The following is a 16,396-nucleotide window of genomic DNA, read 5'->3' as shown; positions in this document are numbered from 1 at the left end:
CCTCATCTCCCGTCCCGAAGGCGCGCGCGCATCGCCGCGGCAAGTTGGCGCCCGCCCGCACCGGCCTCGCTCTCGAATCCCCGGAAATTCTGATCCTGCTCGTTGTCGAACAGTGCCTGGTTCCGGTAGGTCACGCGGCCGGTCCGAGGATTGACCACTTCATAGCGGATGGCAACCTCCGAAGGACGCGCCCCGCCCCATTCCAGGGCGCCATGTGCGCCTGCGCTGCCGACCTCGACCGAGCCGCGAACTTCGGCGCCGGCCTCGATCCATTGGCGCATCTCGGTTTCGAACTGGTTGTAGACCTGTTGATTGAACTCCGAGTTCTGTGGGAACAGGTTGATCAGCCCCTGATCGTGCATGAACTGGAAGCCGATCATGTGGCCGCCGTCATCCCGCTCGGGGAATTCGCCGACGCGGCCGCCTTCCTTGCCGACGTTCGACGTCAGTTCGTTCTCTTCGGCCGGCCGTTCCTTCTTGGGCGGGATCTCGCGAAGATGGAAACGGACCCTGACGGTTTCGTGCCGCTCGTTCACCCTCCAGGTGGCTTCATTGCGGCCGAGGCTGCGCGTGGTCTCGCCGACATGAAGGGCCTGCCGCTCGGCAGCGGTGTCACGCTCGACGCGCGGCGTGCTGCGGGCATCGATCGTTGCCCGCGCCGGATCGCGCACGAAAGAGGCGACCTCTTCGGACAACTCGTCAATGTGCCGCGCATCGATTGCGTCCGCCTGCGCCAACTCGGCACGCCGCGCCGCCGTCAATCGCGCCGCCGTCAATTGTGGACCGGCGCGTTCGCTGGCCCGCAATTGCATCCGCTCGCGGAGCTTGGCGATGTCGAGACGCGCGGCCCAGCCAACCGTGCCGGGAGGCGGCTCGCCATGCTCGGTGAACAGGGATCGCAGCTGGCCTTCAAGGATCAGGCTGCGCTGGATGTTTTGAGCCGTCCGTACGTGAAGGTCGATATCCTCGGCGCTGGCCTCTAGTCCATGCCGGACGCGCGTCGCCGCGCCCGTGGCCGGATCGTAGTCAATACTCACGGCGTTGCCAGGCAAAGCCGGATCCGGCGCGACCGGCGGGGCAAGGTCGCGCAACAGATTGTCGCGGATGCGAACGGGGTTATAGATGTCGCCCGGTCGCGTTCCGCCACGGGCGCCGACGGCAGCCGCCGTCGCCCAGAAGCCCATCGAGAGCAGCGCCTCGACGCGATCGCCCGCGGACATGCGTGACCAGTTGCGCGAAAGATCGACGCCCTGATTGGCGATGGCGGCGCTGTCGAGGACCGCCGCGCCGGCCTGCACGTAACCATGCGCAGAGGCTTCCAGCGGCGCGATGGCGCGGCCGGCCCGCCCGAGCTGGGCAAGCCGCGCCGCGCTGCCGAATGCGCCCACCGACGCGGCGCTCGCGCCGAGATTAAGCCAGAGGCCTCGCGCCTCTTCATCATGGATCGGATCGAGCGACTGGCCATGCCGGGCGCGATCCAACAGCGCATCACCGCTGCGATAGGCGCCCCAGGCGCCCGCTCCGACCGCCACGCCGGCGGCGCCGGCCACGATCGGTGTCGCAAGCCCTCCCGATCCCACAATCAACACGCCACCCGCGACGATGCCGCCGACCAGGGCTGCCTTATCGACGAACTCTGTGATGTGCTCGCCAAGCGTATCGACGGTTCGCGGCGTATTGCCGTGGCCAAGCGCGACCCCGCCATCGGCGCCGGTCCGCAGATGGCCGTCCGCCGGATAAGTCACGCTTCCACCCGGCAACTGGTTGCTCGTGCGCCAATCCTCGAAACTGTCGTAGCGGCGACCGATATTGTCCACGAAGCGTTCGCGACCCGCGGGATCGAGCACGCGAAACAGCGGAAGTTGCACCGGTCCGGTCTCGTTGCTTGAATAGGTGATCGGCAGCACCGTTGCTTGCGCATTGCCGTCGGCCGCGACCGCGCGGATCTGATCGGCCACCGCTCGCACCGTTTCGCCATCCTCGCCGCTTGCATAGAACGAATGCTCGCCGCGAGCGGCGGCCGCTTGCAGTTGCGTGAAATCCGCTCCCGGAGCCACGCTCGGGCGCAGGCCCATCGCATAGCCGACGGTGTTGTCGAGATCGCTGCCGCGTAAGCTCAAGGGCGCATCGCCGCGCGTCGCGAGATAGCGACCGGCGCTCGCTTCCGCGAACGGCGCAACGATTGCGGGAGCTGTCCAGGGATCGTCCACCTCGCCGAGGCTTCGTCCGGTGATCGCGCTATCGATTCTGATCGCCGCGAGCGCGCCGACACGCGCCTCAAGCGGCATATTCCGGTCCGTGATGCCGAGCAGTTCGCGTCCCTGCCGCGTGTCGAGAATGCCGGCGAGACGGTCTCGCTCCTGTGCCTGGCGATTGCTGTCATCGGGATACCATTCCCGCGCCAGCGCTCCCGCCATCATCTGGCGCAGCGCCGGGCGGGAGGCGTAGTCGAAGGAGGAGGTGCCGGCGAACGCATTCTGCGCAAACGCGCTGGTCGTATCGCTCATCGGCGCACTGCCGAGGGCCTCCAGGACCTGGCTCATGGCGCTGCCGCCATAGCCAAGGATCGGATTTTGCCGGTCGCCAGCGAGCGCCCGGGCAAAGCTGCCGGCATCGCGAGGATCAAGCGCTGATATCACCGATCGCAAGACGTCCTGACCGCCACCGGGCGGTTCGGACAAGGCGGTCACGGCCGCAATCGCGTAGGATGAAGCCGCAGCGCCCTGCTGCCAGGTCTCGTCGACGCCGTCGGCCACTCGCGCAGCCCGCCACAGCTCGGCCGCCCTGAGCGCCAGCCGCTCGCCCACCACGCCGCGGAGCTCTGGCACGTCATCGAGCGAACGGCTCAGTTGCACAGTGCCGCAAATCCCCTCGCCGCGACCGGCGGTCCAGCGATCGAGGACGCGGTCCAGCAAAAACCGCTGCTCCCGTGCATTCAGCGGCCCAAGCTCGCTCTGACCGCGCAGCGCGTCCTTGACCTTGTCGACGCCCGACGTGCCGCCGATTCCGAAAAAGTCTCCGCTGCGATCTGATTTTTGATCAACCCAATCGCTAATCCCTGCGCGGCGATCCTGATCGGGCTGTGCAGGCTCGCGCGCGGACGCGGCCCGTTCCGCCTGCAGCGCAAGCTGGGCTGCCATCGCATTGTCGAAGACACGCTGCGAACGGTTGCCATCTTCGGCGCGCCAAGTGGCGCCGGCATCCGGCGCAGCGCGAGATGACGGCGTGGCAGGCGTCGGCGCAGCCATGAACAACTCCTTATCGGCAACAATCCCGCAAGGGACACCCGCTCCTCGTGATCATCACACTCTAAGGCTGCTGCCTGATATCAACCTGACAGCGGGCTCGCGCCTCGATCAATTGACGTCATCTGCTTCCGCGCGTGGAGACCGGCTGCCTTGAACCTGCGGCGGAGTGGTGCGCTCGCTTCCGCGCGGCTCGAGGACCGCGCGGGCTTCCTTGCGATGGCCGGCCAATGTCAGGGAAACGCCAAGATTGTTGCGCGCAACGGCGTTGTCGGGATCGATGGTCAACGCGCGGCGGTAACTTGCCTGCGCTTCGTCGCGGCGCCCAAGCTGATCCAGCGCAAGGCCGCGACCATTCAAGGCGCGGACATTGTCCGGCGCATCAGTGAGCTCCGCCTCGAATGCTGCCAGTGCATCGTTCGACTGGCGCCGCGCGAGCAGGATCTGCGCCGCACCAACATGCGCGTCCACATTGTTCGGCGCGAGCGCCAGCGCCTCGCGGAATGCGGCATCCGCACCGTCAATATCATTGCGCTTGATCAGCAGACGGCCGAGTTCGATCCGTGGCGACGGATCCGACGGTGCCCGCGCTGCCAGCTGGCGATAGAGAATGACCGGGTCGACCGCATCGCCGCCATTTTGCGCGGTCGCCCTGGCAAGGCGGGTGAGTGCAGCGGAATCGAGATCGCCAACGTCGGCGAGCGGCGGCCGGACCTCCGGCCGCAACGAGAGCGCGGCCTGATCGGTCAGCATGCAGCCCGATGCTGGCAGCGCCAGGATGAATATCGCCGCCACCGGCCATAGGAACCGGCAGCGCTCTAGCGCATGGCGACCGCTCTGCTGTTTCGTTCCGTCACGCTGCACTGAGCACGTCCTGTCCAGGTTTTGCCGGCTTGCGCGCCGGCAGGTCCTGCCGCTGGCTGTTCAGACTGATGGAGCCGACCGGTTGCACCATGAAATCGCCGGCGAGGTCCTGGTAGGAGAGAACCGCGAGATCGAGGCCATTGCGCACGATGTAGCCACGGACATAGCGGCGCACATCCATCGACGAGAGAATGACAGGCTTGACTTCGCTTGCGGCTGCGTCGGCGGCCACTTTCCGGAACTGCGACAACAATTGCTCGCCGCTTCGCTCATCGAGCACGAGATAGGGACCGACGGCGGTGTCCCGGATCGCGCCACGCACCACATCTTCCGCCTCGCGCTCGAGCACATAGGCCATAACCACCCGATGCGCATTGGCATGGCTGTAGCAGATCTGCCGCTTCAGCGCCGCGCGGACATATTCGGTGAGCAGGACGACGTTGCTCTCCTTCTCGCCCCATTCGGCGAGCGCTTCGAGCACCAGGCGCGCATTGTTGACGCACACGCCCTCGTCGACGAGACGGCGCAGCACGTCGGCGATGCGCGGCACCGGAACGGTCCTGAGGGTCTCCTTCACCAGATCGGCATATCCAGATTCGATGCGCGCCAGCAGTGCGCGCGTTTCCTGGATGCCCACGAAGCGGGAGGCGTAGCGGGCGACGATGTCACGCAGCTTGACGGCCATCACCTCTTCGACCGCCCGGCATCCGATCCCCGCATCGCGCAAGGCCTGCGCATGCGCCACGCCGACCCAGGCCATGCGCCGGCTATCCTGCTCGCGCTCGAACGGCAGGTTCAGAAGCTCCAGGTTGGCGAGATCGTCGACCACAAGAAGCTGGTCCACGCGCGCCTCGCACTCTTCGACCGGAACACCCTCGATGTCGATACGATACCGCGTCTCGGTGAGCGATTCGTTGCGCGCGACCACCGCCTCGGGGATGAGAATGCCGAGCTGCGCGCATAATTGCGTGCGCAGGCGATCGATGTGACCGGCAAGCTGGTTTTCATCCAGCCTGTCGGCAAGCATCGGCGCCAGTTTCAGCGCGATCGCTGATACCTCCGACGGCACGGCGGCGCGGCGGATGCCGGACACCGGCGGTGACGCCGAAGCGGCTGCGGCCGGCGATGCCCGTTGGCTCTCGCGCGACGTATCCCGCCTCACCAGGCTCGCCACACCGAAGATCAGCGCGAGCACGACGAAGACCATGGTGGGAAAGCCTGGAATCAGGCCGAGCCCGAGCAGGACGACGGCCGACAACCTCAGCGCCCGCGAACTCGCGCCGAGCTGCCCGACGATATCGCGCCCCAGATTGACCTGCTTGTCTCCCGTCACCCGCGTCACCACCGTGCCGGCGGTCAGCGACAGCAGCAGCGCCGGAATCTGCGAGATCAACGCATCGCCGATCGTCAGCAGTGAATATTCGTGGACGGCCGCACTGAAAGACAGCCCGCGCGAGAGCGTGCCGATCGAGATGCCGCCGAGCAGATTGACCACGATCACGACGAGCCCGGCGATGGCGTCGCCCTTCACAAACTTCATGGCGCCGTCCATGGCGCCGTAGAGCTGACTTTCGCTCTCCAGGGCGCCACGCCGACGCCGCGCTTCGGCCTGGTCGATGTCGCCGTTGCGCATTTCGGCATCGATCGCCATCTGCTTGCCCGGCAGCGCGTCGAGGGTGAAGCGGGCCGCGACCTCCGCCACGCGCTCGGCGCCCTTGGCGATGACGATGAACTGGACCAGCGTGACGATCAGAAAGACCACTAGGCCAACGACCACATTTCCGCCGATCACGAACTCGCCGAAAGTGCGAATGATGTCCCCGGCTTCCGCCTGCGACAGGATCAACCGCGTCGTGGTGATGGCAAGCGCCAAGCGGAACACGGTCGAGATCAGGATGATGCCGGGCAGCGACGAGAAATCGAGCGGCGTCAGGATATAGAGCGCCACCATCAGCATCAGCACCGCAAAGCCGAGATTGAAGCCGATGAAGAGATCGACCAGCCACAACGGCATCGGCAGGATCATCATCGCGACGGCTAGGAGCAGGACCGCAGCGACCATCAGATCGGGATTATTCGGGAGGCGAAGCAGCAGCGCGCGCAATTGAGCGGTCACGAAGCGTCTCCTTCTGCTTGCTTGCGCGCAGCGGTAAAGGCCCGAAAACATTCCCGCGCCTCGCCCAGGCGACCGGTCAGGCGCAGCGCATGACTGCGCATCAGGAGGAGTGGCGCACGCGCACCGACACTACTGTCAAGTTCCTGAAGCCGCTCGATGATACGCATTGCTTCAGTGCCATCTTCGGCCGCGATCAGCGCGTAGGCTAGCACGCGCAAGAAGCCAATATCGTTTTCGACGTCTCGTTCGACGAGGCGGAGCAGAGCAAGCGCACGCTCAGGCTGGCCACAGGCGAGATAGATATAAGAAACCGTGCAGAGCAGATCGCGTTGCGGGCCGCCGATGAGCGGAACTGTGACCTCTGCGGCAGAACTGGCAGGCCGAGCCGGCGATGGGAGCTCCTGCAATAACGATGACACCAATCATCCCTCGATGAGGCTATTGCGCCCCTGACGCAGCAACGCCAGGCCGCGCAGCTCGCGATGGATGGCGACCGCGCCTTCTTGCAACGTCCTGTCCGCCGGCAGGCGATCCAATTCGAAGGACAGGTGCTCCAGGATGGCGCGATGCCGCTCCGCGTGCAGGACATCCGGATGGCGCAGACGCGGCATGACGAAACGAAACAGGGCCTCTGCCAGATTCTGTCCCTGAAAGCCCTCGAGCCCACGGCGATGCTCCACCGCGCCGATCGCGCCGCGCGCCTCGCCGAGATGGGCACGCGTGACCGGATCGACATCGGATGCGGCGAGTGTGGCATCGATCGCAGCATCGAGTTCTATGCCCTCATCGGCCGCGGCCGCGGCATGCCCGCTGACCCCGCGCCGATCGGCATTGACGCCGGTGACGCTGAGCTCGGTTGCGATATCGCGGCGTATCTCGGTCGAGGACGGCGCAACGTCCCTGCCCTGGGGCGGGGCGACCTGGCGGTTCAACAGCCGTTGCGGCACCTTGACCATCGCACCACCCGTCAGTACCGAACCGCCACCAGCCGGCCATCGCGCTTCAACACTACCCGCTCAGCCTCGATGTGCTGGATCGTCCAGCCATCGTCCAGCATCGCGCCTTCCAGGTACTTCTGGCCACGGATCACCAGATGCGATTGCGGCCCTCGCCATACCGCCTCGATCGCAAGCGATGACGGCAGCTTCTCCGCCTTGACCGCGACGCCGTTCACCAACAGCACTTCTCCCTTGAAGCGCTGGTCGAACCATTGCTGGACGTTCTGCCACTGTGCGGCGACGCCCGGCTCGACTGAGCCGCGCGCCATCACGGCTCCGCCGCTGGCCTCGACCGTCACGTTGAGCAGTCCCGCGTTCTCGACCTCGCGCGTCAACTCTTCCGCCGCATCCTTGATGGCGCCGGCCGGCTGCGTGCTCAGTTGCGCGCGCTCCGGCCTTGCCGATCCGCTGGGTGCGGCAGGGGCGGCCAGCGGCGGGCGCAAGCTGTCGATGAAGCTGCCGGCCGATCCGGTTCCGACCGCTGCGAGATTGGATGCGATCGCGGCAATGATCACGGCGGCTACGCTGAGCGCGGCTGCCGAACGCAGCCGTCTGCCAGAAAGAAGATGCAGGTCGTGCGCCGTATTGGATTTGCTGATAGCCCTGCTCCAGGACATCACGACACCCGCAATCGAAAGCTCGAAAGGCAGCGTCACCGCCACGGGATGTCCGGCGTTCAAGGCCCCGTAGCCTGCAAGCGAGACGCCATCCGCCAGCGCTTCGACGCGCGCTTTGTCGTCGTCGATGACCACGACGGCGTGGCGCGCGGCCAGATTCTCCCCGATCAGCACGACATCGGCCTCGACGGCGCCGCCGATCACATAGGTGCCGGCCGGCAGGTCCTGCGAGGTCCCGGCATAGAGCCCGGCCCCGATCGCGAGAACGTAATCGTTCGACTGAGCCAATGCCGCGGTCCTTCCCGACTGAAAATCTTCCGCCACAAGCGGAAAGGCGCGCGTCGAAACGCGCGCCTTCCTGCTGGATTACTGCACGCGCTCGTCAGCAACCTTCTTGTCGGAGCTCAGCACCGTCGAGAGCTTGCGCATCTCGATGCTCTTCGCCTGCGCCTCTTCGCTCACGCGCTTCAGTTCGGCAAGCTGTGACTGGAAATTGCCGCTGTCGCCGGCGCCGCCGGTCGCGCCAGCGCCGGTCGCTCCGCCCAAGGCATTGTTGATACCGCCAACAGTATCGCCCATGTCGCTCTCCTTCGTTGTTTCGATATCGGTTGGATTGATCCAAATCGCGGGCCTCCGCCGCGAGCCGGATGTTGAAGGGCCGCTTGTGGCCCCTGGTCGGGATTGAGCAGGGCCCAACTCCCGAGGTCAGGCGAAATCCTCCTCGGTATCCGCCATGGCTTCGTCGAACTCACCCATCGAATCGTTCGCGATCTGCATCGCGAAACTCTGCAGTGCCGCCTGAAAGGCCTGCGCCTGCTGCTGATTGCCGCCGCCATCGATCGCATTGCCAACGGCACCGCCGACAGCGGCGCCAACTGGTCCTCCGAGCATGGCGCCGGCGATGTTGCCGATCGCTCCGAACATCTGGTGTCGCTCCATTCGCTGCACGCCGCGGAACCCCGCGTCGCGACAATTGCAAGAAGGCGGCAATCGGACATTCCGCCCATCGCGGATCGATATGTAAGCGGCCTAGCTTTCGAAAACCTGACGGCTAACGAGAACGGGCCGGGTCTCGGTCAGTACGGATGCAGGGAAGCGGGCACCGGTGAATGCGAGAGGCGGCCCGGCTCATCATCGCCGCGCGGCTGACGCGCGGCTTGGCCCTCGACACGCGGATCGGGACCGATCACCTGCTCCAACCGGCCGTTGCGCCAGATGCTCACCTGCGTGCCGCGGAAAACATTCAACACGGTTTCCTTCTGAGCCGGCGGCGCTGGAACGCCGGGCTTCGGCTTTGCCTGTTCCTCGGCAATCAATCCCGCAAGCGTCTGCTCGGTGAGCGCAACAAAGCGCGGCGGCCCCGAGACCAGCACGAGCCCGTTGCCGGGCGCGGGCACAACCGCAAAGCGGTCGTCGGCGACCTTCAAGGCATCGAGCGCGATCTTGAACTGATCGAATCCGATTGGGGCAAGCACCAACAGCCGGCTCTGAGATTCCTTGACCGCGCTGATATAAAGGACCTGACCGTCGTAGTACCATTCGAAATTGAACATCGCAGCAAGACGATCGAGAAAGGCCCGCGGGCGCAACTCCGGCAAGCGCCCCTGGATGCGGCCGCGCACGTCCGGACTGACGTTGACCTTGATACCGAGATTGGTGCCGAATTCCTGCAAGGCCGCCGGCAGATCCTGATCCACCACAGTATAGTTATAAGAAGTGTCCGGCAGCGTCAGTGGCGCGGCACACGCGGTCGAAGCAAACAGGAAAGCGAGAACCAACAAAGCTATCCCAGTGGGCGCTGACATTCCTCGTTTGGAAGCGGTGTTGGGCTCAGTGATCATCGAACTGATTTCTCGAAATATTTCCAATCCGGCGATCTTAGTCCGACATTGCGACAGCCTTCGGTCAGCGCCATGCACCGATCTCGTCACCTTGCCGTAAGGTGGCGTTCCTATGCTCCGCCCGCCCTGCGGCGATCGATCGGGCGGGAGCGGAGGCGAGATGACAGTCGGAGCGATCTCTTCTGGTGTCGCGATCAACGGCATCGGAACAAGCGGCGTCATGGATGGCGGCCCAGCGCAAGCCACGACGCAAACCGCGGCCCAAGGTCAGGAGTTCGCTCGATCCTTTGCCGCGGCGCGAGAAACGGCTGCGCCCGTTCCTCCTGCGGAACCATCGCGCGAGATCAGCCGCCCCACGACGCGCAACGATTCGCTTGGCGAGCGTATTCTAGACCGCCTAGAGGCGATTCATCGCAACGACAAGCTCAGTAGTGGCGACGTAAAGAAGGCGCCCTCCGCTCCTCTGCTCAAGGTCGCCTCCGCCGAGCCGGGACCGGCCGCGAGCGCCCTGCGCGAAGTGCCGAGCGGCGCGCCGGAACTGGCGGCCAAGGAGACTCGCACCGGCCAGTTCAGCCACATGCTGGAGCAACTGCAGAAAACCTATGGGCAGGTGATTCAGGTGTCTGTCGTGTCCAAGAGCAGCGGCAGCTTCACGTCGTCGATGAACCGGCTGATGTCATCGAGCTGAAGGGTCACAACAGAGATGGCCTCTCAATCCAATCTTCGGAATGTAGCTGGCGCAGCATGCCGAAGGCGTGCCGCGCTCATCGCCTGTCTGCTAGCTGCGGCGCTCGGCGGCTGCAAGGCCGATCTCTACACGAAATTGCAGGAGCGCGAAGCCAATGAGATGGTCGCGCTGCTGCTCGGCAACGGCTTTGATGCCGGGCGCACGCAATCCAAGGACGGCACCAGCACCGTCGTCGTCGAGCAGAAGCAGTTCGCCCAGGCCGTCGAACTGCTCAAGGCCAATGGCTATCCGCACCAGACCTTCACCAACATGGGCGAAGTGTTCAAAGGCGGGGGCCTGATCGCTTCGCCGACCGAAGAGCGCGCACGCTATGTCTACGCCTTGAGCGAGGAACTGTCGAAGACGATTTCCGACATCGACGGCGTGCTGTCGGCGCGCATCCATGTCGTGTTGCCGAAGAACGATCTGTTGCGGCAGGATGCGACGCCATCCTCGGCCTCCGTCTTCATCCGCTACGATGCACGCGCGCCGGTGAAGGCTCTGTTGCAACAGATCAAGATGCTGGTGGCCAACAGCATCGAAGGGCTTTCCTATGAGAAGGTCTCTGTCGTGCTCGTTCCCGTCGAACGCAATGAGGTGCAGCCGGTAATCACAACCGCGGCAACCGGTACCGCACCGATGACTGAGACGGTGCAATGGCCGATAGCGATGTTCGGCGGCCTCCTCATCGGCGCAGGCGGCGTCTACTGGTTCAGCCGCCGCCGGACAGCCGCGGCTCAGCAAGGCCCGGCACAAGTGCAGCCCGTGCACGCAATGGTAGATCGCCTTCCGCCGGGGACTTTCCAGACCGGCGCCGCTCAGCCAAAGCTGTCGCGGGGCACGCCGCGTCAGGCGGCCTGATTATTGGATGCGGGCCCAATGAGAATTGGTGCCAGCCCACGGACCATGACGGCAAATCCGCTGTCGTTCCTGCATCCTTCGCGGATCGCCGCGGTCCTCGATCAGCGCCTCACAGCGGAGACCATTCGCAAGCTGCAGAATTGCCGGCGGCTTGAGCAACGGCTCGCCATGCAGATGAGACCCGGTCTTGCGGACCAAGAGCTGTGGCCGATTCCCGCGCCCGCTGAATTTCTCGCTGGCCCCGCGCATCCCCAAGACGCAGCAAGACTTGCCGGCGCGATCTGGCATGCGGCTTCGCTGCGGCTCGTGGTAACAGGAAAAGCGGCCGCAGAGCTGGTCGCGACGATCGGCGAGAAGGCGTTTGCCTTTGGTCTTCGTCACGCCGCCGCGTCGGTTGTGCCGGCGCAGGCGATCGGTGTTTCCGAACTTGCCCATGCGATCGATCGCGACGGCGTGGCCTGTCTTGGCGCATGGCTTGCGGGCGAACCCAAGCCGCGCCGTGACGCCGTGCTGCTCAGGTTGCCGCCGGAGGAGGCTGAGCGAGCACGCCAATTCAGCCCCGAGCACATGACCGCCTGCCAATCGGTGATGACGATTGTGATAGCGGAGAGAGAGACCAGCTGATGCCCCTCGAACAGACCGAGGCTCCCACTCCTCCGCGATTGCGGCCGCTCGGTCCGCTGGTGCGGCAGGAAGAATTCAATATCTGGGGCGAAGCACAGTCTGCCCTTGACGCCGCCGAGCGCCACCACGCGCACATGCGCGACTGGACACGCGCGATCTACCGGCGCGAGCGCCAGCGCGGCAGGGACGAGGGACTTGCGATCGGACGCGAGGAGGCCAGCAGACTCATCGCGGCGACGTCGGCGCGCACCAATGCCTATCTGCGTCGCCTCGAGCAGGATGTTCCGACCCTTGTTCTCGATGTGATCGAAAATCTGCTCGGCCGCTTCGATCCCGGCGATCTCCTCGCACACGCCGTGCGCCATGCGCTGACGAAGCTGCAGGCCGGCGGCGAGATGCGTCTGCGCGTGGCACCTGAACAGTCCATGCGCCTGCGCGAGGCGCTGGCCGAGCTCGGCGACCACGGCGGCTCGGCCATGATCGAGATCGAGGTCGATCCGACGCTCGCGTCCGGTCAATGCGTGCTGTGGAGCGAGTTTGGCAATATCGAGCTTGGCCTCGAAGCGCAACTGTCGGCCCTGCGCAGGGGCCTGCTTGCGCACCATGACCATGGTGACGCCGGCAATGAGGCGTCACAATGATGGACGTCATGGCACCTGTCGCATCGTCCGATGTGGAGACGCCGGGGCGACGCCTGGATCAGGCGCTGTCGCACATCCGCGAGCGCATCAGGGAGACGGAAACCCGCCCGTTGCGCGGACGCGTGACGCGCGCGGTCGGCACCATGATTCACGCCGTCGTGCCCGACGTGCGGATCGGCGAATTGTGCCGCCTCCACAATCCTCACACCGGATGGATGCGCGATGCGGAAGTGGTCGGCCTCGACGGCGGCCATGCCCTGTTGACGCCGATTGGCGATCTTGCTGGCCTGTCGGCGCGGGCGGAAGTGATCCCCACCGGGCGCGTGATGGAGGCGCCGGTGGGCGAAGCCCTGCTTGGGCGCGTGATCGACAGCGGTGGCCATCCGCTCGACGGCAAAGGGTCGATTCATGCAGACGCCGCTCGTCCGTTGCACGGATCTGCGCCGAGCCCTCTCACCCGGTCGCTGGTCCATCGCCCGCTGGTGCTCGGCTTGCGCGCCATCGACGGAGTCCTGACCTGCGGCGAAGGGCAGCGGATGGGCATCTATGGCGAGCCGGGCGGCGGCAAGTCGAGCCTGCTCGCGCAGATCGTGCGCGGCGCGGACGCCGACGTCGCGGTCATCGCCCTGATCGGCGAGCGAGGTCGCGAGGTGCGCGAATTCGTCGAGGTTCAACTCGGCGAGGACGGCATGCGCCGTGCCGTGCTCGTCGTGTCGACGTCCGATCGATCGGCGATGGAGCGGGTGAAGGCGGCCTATGTGGCGACCGCGATCGCCGAGCATTTCCGCGATAACGGCAGGCGCGTGCTGCTGGTGATGGATAGCATTACGCGGTTTGCGCGTGGGCTGCGCGAGATCGGGCTTGCCGCCGGCGAGCCGCCGACCCGGCGGGGCTTTCCGCCGTCCGTCTTCGCGCAATTGCCAAGCCTGATGGAACGGGCCGGTCCCGGCGTCACCGGCTCGATCACCGCGTTCTACACGGTCCTGGTCGAAGGCGATGGCAGCGGCGATCCGATCGCGGAAGAGACCCGCGGCGTCCTCGACGGCCACGTGATCCTGTCGCGCCAGTTGGCGAGCGCCGGCCATTATCCGGCGATCGACATCCTGGCGAGCCGCAGCCGCGTCATGAACGCGGTCACCGATCTCGCGCACCAGCGCGCAGCCGCTCGCCTGCGCGAATTGCTGTCCCGCTACGCGGAGATCGAGTTCCTGCTCCAGGTCGGCGAATACAAGAGCGGCGCCGATCCGGTCGCGGACGAGGCAGTGGCGAAGATCAATGAAATACGAAGTTTCCTGCGCCAAACGGGCACCGAGCGCATCGACTTCCAGGAGACGTTGGCATGGCTGACGCGGCTGGCGGGGTGAACCTCTTGCAGGTGGCGGCTCTCGCGCGGCTGCGGCGTGAACGCGAGCGACGCGCGCTGCAGGAATTGGCTGCGCTTCATCAACGCGAAGCCGAGGCGGCGCTTGTTCGCGACGCGGCCAACCGAAACCTTGAGGCTGAAAAGCACGCACAGCGCGCCAGTGAGGATCACATCTATCGCTCGTTGCCGGAGGCGGGGCCGCTGCCGCGCGCCAGCCTCGAGCGCCACCGCGAAACGATCCGCAGGTTGGGCGTGCGGGTCGGCGAGGCTGCTCATCGCCGGGACGCTGCGTCCCATTCTCTCCTCGAGGCCAGCAAGGCCGTCGAGGCAGGACGAGCGCGCCTGACCGTGCAAACGCGCGACAGGCGCAAATGGGAACAGATCGAAACCCGCACGCAAACCGCCGAAATCGCGCGCTTGCAGATGGTGCAGCAGCGCGAGAGCGAAGATGACGTCGAACTCCGATACGGACGGTTGCGATGAATGTCCGCACCCACGACGTGCCGGCGCGCCCAGTGAATCTTGTGATCGGCTACGAACCGCTGATATGGCTGACGCGCGCGCAACTCGCTGCGCTGAACAGGGTGGCGACGCGGCGGCTTCCTTTCGTCACGGAACTTGCCGGAAAGCCGCTTGCGATCGCGGCGATCGGCCTGGAGCAGACGATTCCGGAATCCGAGCCGTCATGCCACTTCGGCCTGGGATCGGCAAAGACGCGCGCCGTCCTGTCGCTGCCGCAATCGCTCGTCGAACGCCTCATCAGCAGCATCCAGGATGGTCTCGGCCTGCTCGACGAACCGTTGCGCAGCCTGCTGGTCGAGCTTGCGCTTGCCGGCCTGCTCGATGCGCTCGACGCAGAGGTCACCATGCCGACCCGGATTGAGCCGGCCGATCCACCAGGCTGGGATTTCAACCGCGTGATGCTCGGTATCCAATGGGGCGACTGGCACGGCCGCGCCTGTCTGCACCTGACGCGCTCGGACGACGGCGCGTCGCTCGCCGCCGTTGCCAGTCTGCTCGACCGGCTGCCTGAGGCGCCAGCCGCGATGAACGAGCTTCCGCTCTCTTTGGCGTTCGAGATCGGCGCAAGCCGCCTTACCGTCGCGCTGCTCTCGAACTGGCGTCCGGGCGACGTTGTCCTGCTGCAAAGCTACTATCCCGCCAACGGGACAATTCTCGTCGCACTGGGCTGCACCGCGGCCGACGCTGCCCTGGCAGGCCGCGCCGCCACCCTGCGTGGCCGATTCGGCCCCCACCCTGCGCTTGCAATGGAGATGAGCATGAACAAGGCCGATGACGGCAAAGCTTCGTCGGCGGATGCCGACACGACGCTCGACCAGATCGAGGTGACGTTGACCTTCGAGCTTGGCCGACGCACGGTCGATCTGCGCACCCTGCGCGCGATGGCGCCCGGATATGTTTTCGATCTCGGCCGCGATCCCGAGGGCCCCGTCGACATCCTGGCCAACGGCAAGACGATCGGCGGCGGCGAGATCGTGCGGATCGGCGATACGATCGGAGTGCGCGCGACGCGGCTCTTCCTTCATGACTGACCTTCAGCCCGGTATCCTCGCTCTCATCGCGGTCTCGGTCGGGCTCGGCCTGTTGGCCTTCGTTGTGGTTACGACCACCGCCTTCATGAAGATTTCGGTGGTCCTGTTCCTGGTGCGCAACGCGCTCGGCGCGCAGCAGGTGCCACCGACCATCGTCATTTACGGTGCGGCGTTGATCCTCACCGTGTTCATCAGCGCACCCGTGATCGAGCAGATATCGCAACGGCTGAACGATCCGCAATTGCAATACCGAAGCTTCGACGACTTCAAGACCGCCTTCATCCGCGGCCAGGAGCCGTTGCGCGACCATCTCAACCGCTTCACTAGCGTGCAGGAGCGGCAGTTCTTCTTGTCCGCAACTGAGCGGGTCTGGCCGGAGCACATGCGCCAGCGCACCAATATCGGTGATCTTAGCATCCTCGTGCCCGCGTTTCTGATCTCCGAATTGAAGCGGGCATTCGAGATCGGCTTCCTGCTCTATCTGCCATTCATCACCATCGATCTTGTCGTCACCACCATTCTCATGGCGATGGGCATGTCGATGGTGTCGCCGACGGTGATCTCGATTCCCTTCAAGCTGTTCCTGTTCATTGCCATCGATGGCTGGTCCCGCCTGATGCACGGGCTGGTGCTCAGCTACGGGCAGAGTTGAGCGAAAGGAGGCGGTCTTGGGGGAGGCAAGCATCCTGACCCACATGAGCACATCGCTCGTGCTGTTCCTCACGCTGGTGGTGCCGCCGCTCGGCGCAGCGCTGGTGGTGGGTGTCGTGATCGGCATCATCCAGGCTGCAACCCAGATCCAGGATCAAACCCTGCCGCTGATGGTCAAGCTTCTGGTCATCGTCGCGGTGCTTGGCCTGCTGTCGCCGGTCCTGGCGGGGCCATTGATCGAGCACGCCAAGCAGCTCTTCACGGATTTCCCGGCGCTCACAGCGTCCGGCTAGCC

At 65.4% G+C, this 16,396-nt stretch carries 18 protein-coding genes; 9 read left to right on the top strand and 9 right to left on the bottom strand.

Going from position 1 to position 16,396, the window contains the following annotated elements; genetic code table 11:
- Positions 1-2 precede the first annotated feature (2 nt).
- From J6497_RS00830 to J6497_RS00790, 9 genes are all read right to left on the bottom strand, one after another.
- A complete protein-coding gene (locus tag J6497_RS00830) occupies positions 3-3,248 on the bottom strand; it encodes a DUF4781 domain-containing protein (protein ID WP_225702326.1) in 3,246 nt (1,081 codons plus the stop codon).
- 108 nt (positions 3,249-3,356) lie between these two features.
- The gene (locus J6497_RS00825; protein WP_225702325.1) at positions 3,357-4,109 is read right to left on the bottom strand and encodes a tetratricopeptide repeat protein; all 753 of its coding nucleotides are present in this window, start codon (positions 4,107-4,109) and stop codon (positions 3,357-3,359) included.
- Positions 4,099-6,225, bottom strand: coding sequence for a type III secretion system export apparatus subunit SctV (gene sctV, locus J6497_RS00820; protein WP_225702324.1), 2,127 nt, complete (start codon positions 6,223-6,225; stop codon positions 4,099-4,101). Before sctV ends, J6497_RS00825 begins: the two co-directional genes overlap by 11 nt.
- Entirely contained in the window at positions 6,222-6,644 is a 423-nt protein-coding gene (gene sctY / locus J6497_RS00815; RefSeq protein ID WP_225702323.1) for a type III secretion apparatus assembly chaperone SctY, read from the bottom strand. Before sctY ends, sctV begins: the two co-directional genes overlap by 4 nt.
- Positions 6,645-6,647: 3 nt before the next feature.
- A complete protein-coding gene (locus J6497_RS00810; protein ID WP_225702322.1) occupies positions 6,648-7,181 on the bottom strand; it encodes a hypothetical protein in 534 nt (177 codons plus the stop codon).
- Positions 7,182-7,192: 11 nt separating this feature from the next.
- Complete coding sequence (locus J6497_RS00805; protein WP_225702321.1) at positions 7,193-8,128, bottom strand: SctD/MshK family protein; 936 nt, start codon at positions 8,126-8,128, stop codon at positions 7,193-7,195.
- Positions 8,129-8,206: 78 nt separating this feature from the next.
- Positions 8,207-8,419 (bottom strand): hypothetical protein, encoded by a 213-nt coding sequence (locus J6497_RS00800; protein ID WP_225702320.1) that lies wholly within the window; start codon positions 8,417-8,419, stop codon positions 8,207-8,209.
- Positions 8,420-8,545: 126 nt separating this feature from the next.
- On the bottom strand, positions 8,546-8,764 hold the full coding sequence (locus tag J6497_RS00795) for a hypothetical protein (RefSeq protein ID WP_225702319.1): 219 nt from the start codon (positions 8,762-8,764) through the stop codon (positions 8,546-8,548).
- Between the two features lie 152 nt (positions 8,765-8,916).
- Positions 8,917-9,618 carry a nodulation protein NolW gene (locus tag J6497_RS00790; RefSeq protein WP_283844372.1) on the bottom strand — a complete coding sequence of 234 codons (702 nt, stop codon included), beginning with the start codon at positions 9,616-9,618 and terminating at the stop codon, positions 8,917-8,919.
- 223 nt (positions 9,619-9,841) lie between these two features.
- On the opposite strand from J6497_RS00790, the gene J6497_RS00785 reads away from it, so the two are divergent.
- From J6497_RS00785 to J6497_RS00745, 9 genes are read left to right on the top strand one after another with little or no spacing between them, the layout of a single operon-like run.
- Complete coding sequence (locus tag J6497_RS00785; RefSeq protein WP_225702318.1) at positions 9,842-10,369, top strand: nodulation protein NolB; 528 nt, start codon at positions 9,842-9,844, stop codon at positions 10,367-10,369.
- Between the two features lie 15 nt (positions 10,370-10,384).
- Entirely contained in the window at positions 10,385-11,269 is an 885-nt protein-coding gene (gene sctJ, locus J6497_RS00780; protein ID WP_283844371.1) for a type III secretion system inner membrane ring lipoprotein SctJ, read from the top strand.
- Between the two features lie 18 nt (positions 11,270-11,287).
- A complete protein-coding gene (locus tag J6497_RS00775; RefSeq protein ID WP_225702317.1) occupies positions 11,288-11,893 on the top strand; it encodes a nodulation protein NolU in 606 nt (201 codons plus the stop codon).
- Complete coding sequence (gene sctL / locus J6497_RS00770; RefSeq protein WP_225702316.1) at positions 11,893-12,534, top strand: type III secretion system stator protein SctL; 642 nt, start codon at positions 11,893-11,895, stop codon at positions 12,532-12,534. Before J6497_RS00775 ends, sctL begins: the two co-directional genes overlap by 1 nt.
- An 8-nt stretch (positions 12,535-12,542) precedes the next feature.
- Entirely contained in the window at positions 12,543-13,898 is a 1,356-nt protein-coding gene (sctN, locus tag J6497_RS00765) for a type III secretion system ATPase SctN (RefSeq protein ID WP_225702315.1), read from the top strand.
- 11 nt (positions 13,899-13,909) lie between these two features.
- Positions 13,910-14,380: a hypothetical protein gene (locus J6497_RS00760; RefSeq protein WP_225702314.1), complete on the top strand. Its 471-nt coding sequence runs from the start codon at positions 13,910-13,912 to the stop codon at positions 14,378-14,380.
- Positions 14,377-15,450 (top strand): type III secretion system cytoplasmic ring protein SctQ, encoded by a 1,074-nt coding sequence (gene sctQ, locus J6497_RS00755; RefSeq protein ID WP_225702313.1) that lies wholly within the window; start codon positions 14,377-14,379, stop codon positions 15,448-15,450. Before J6497_RS00760 ends, sctQ begins: the two co-directional genes overlap by 4 nt.
- On the top strand, positions 15,443-16,102 hold the full coding sequence (gene sctR / locus J6497_RS00750) for a type III secretion system export apparatus subunit SctR (protein WP_225702312.1): 660 nt from the start codon (positions 15,443-15,445) through the stop codon (positions 16,100-16,102). The genes sctQ and sctR overlap by 8 nt, the downstream gene beginning before the upstream one ends.
- 16 nt (positions 16,103-16,118) lie before the next feature.
- Entirely contained in the window at positions 16,119-16,394 is a 276-nt protein-coding gene (locus J6497_RS00745; protein WP_225702311.1) for an EscS/YscS/HrcS family type III secretion system export apparatus protein, read from the top strand.
- Positions 16,395-16,396: the final 2 nt, after the last annotated feature.

The sequence above is a fragment of the Bradyrhizobium cenepequi genome, assembly GCF_020329485.1.
GTDB lineage: Bacteria > Pseudomonadota > Alphaproteobacteria > Rhizobiales > Xanthobacteraceae > Bradyrhizobium > Bradyrhizobium cenepequi.
The sequence above is the reverse complement of the archived record's forward strand: the minus strand, read 5'-3'. Positions and strand labels throughout refer to the sequence as shown.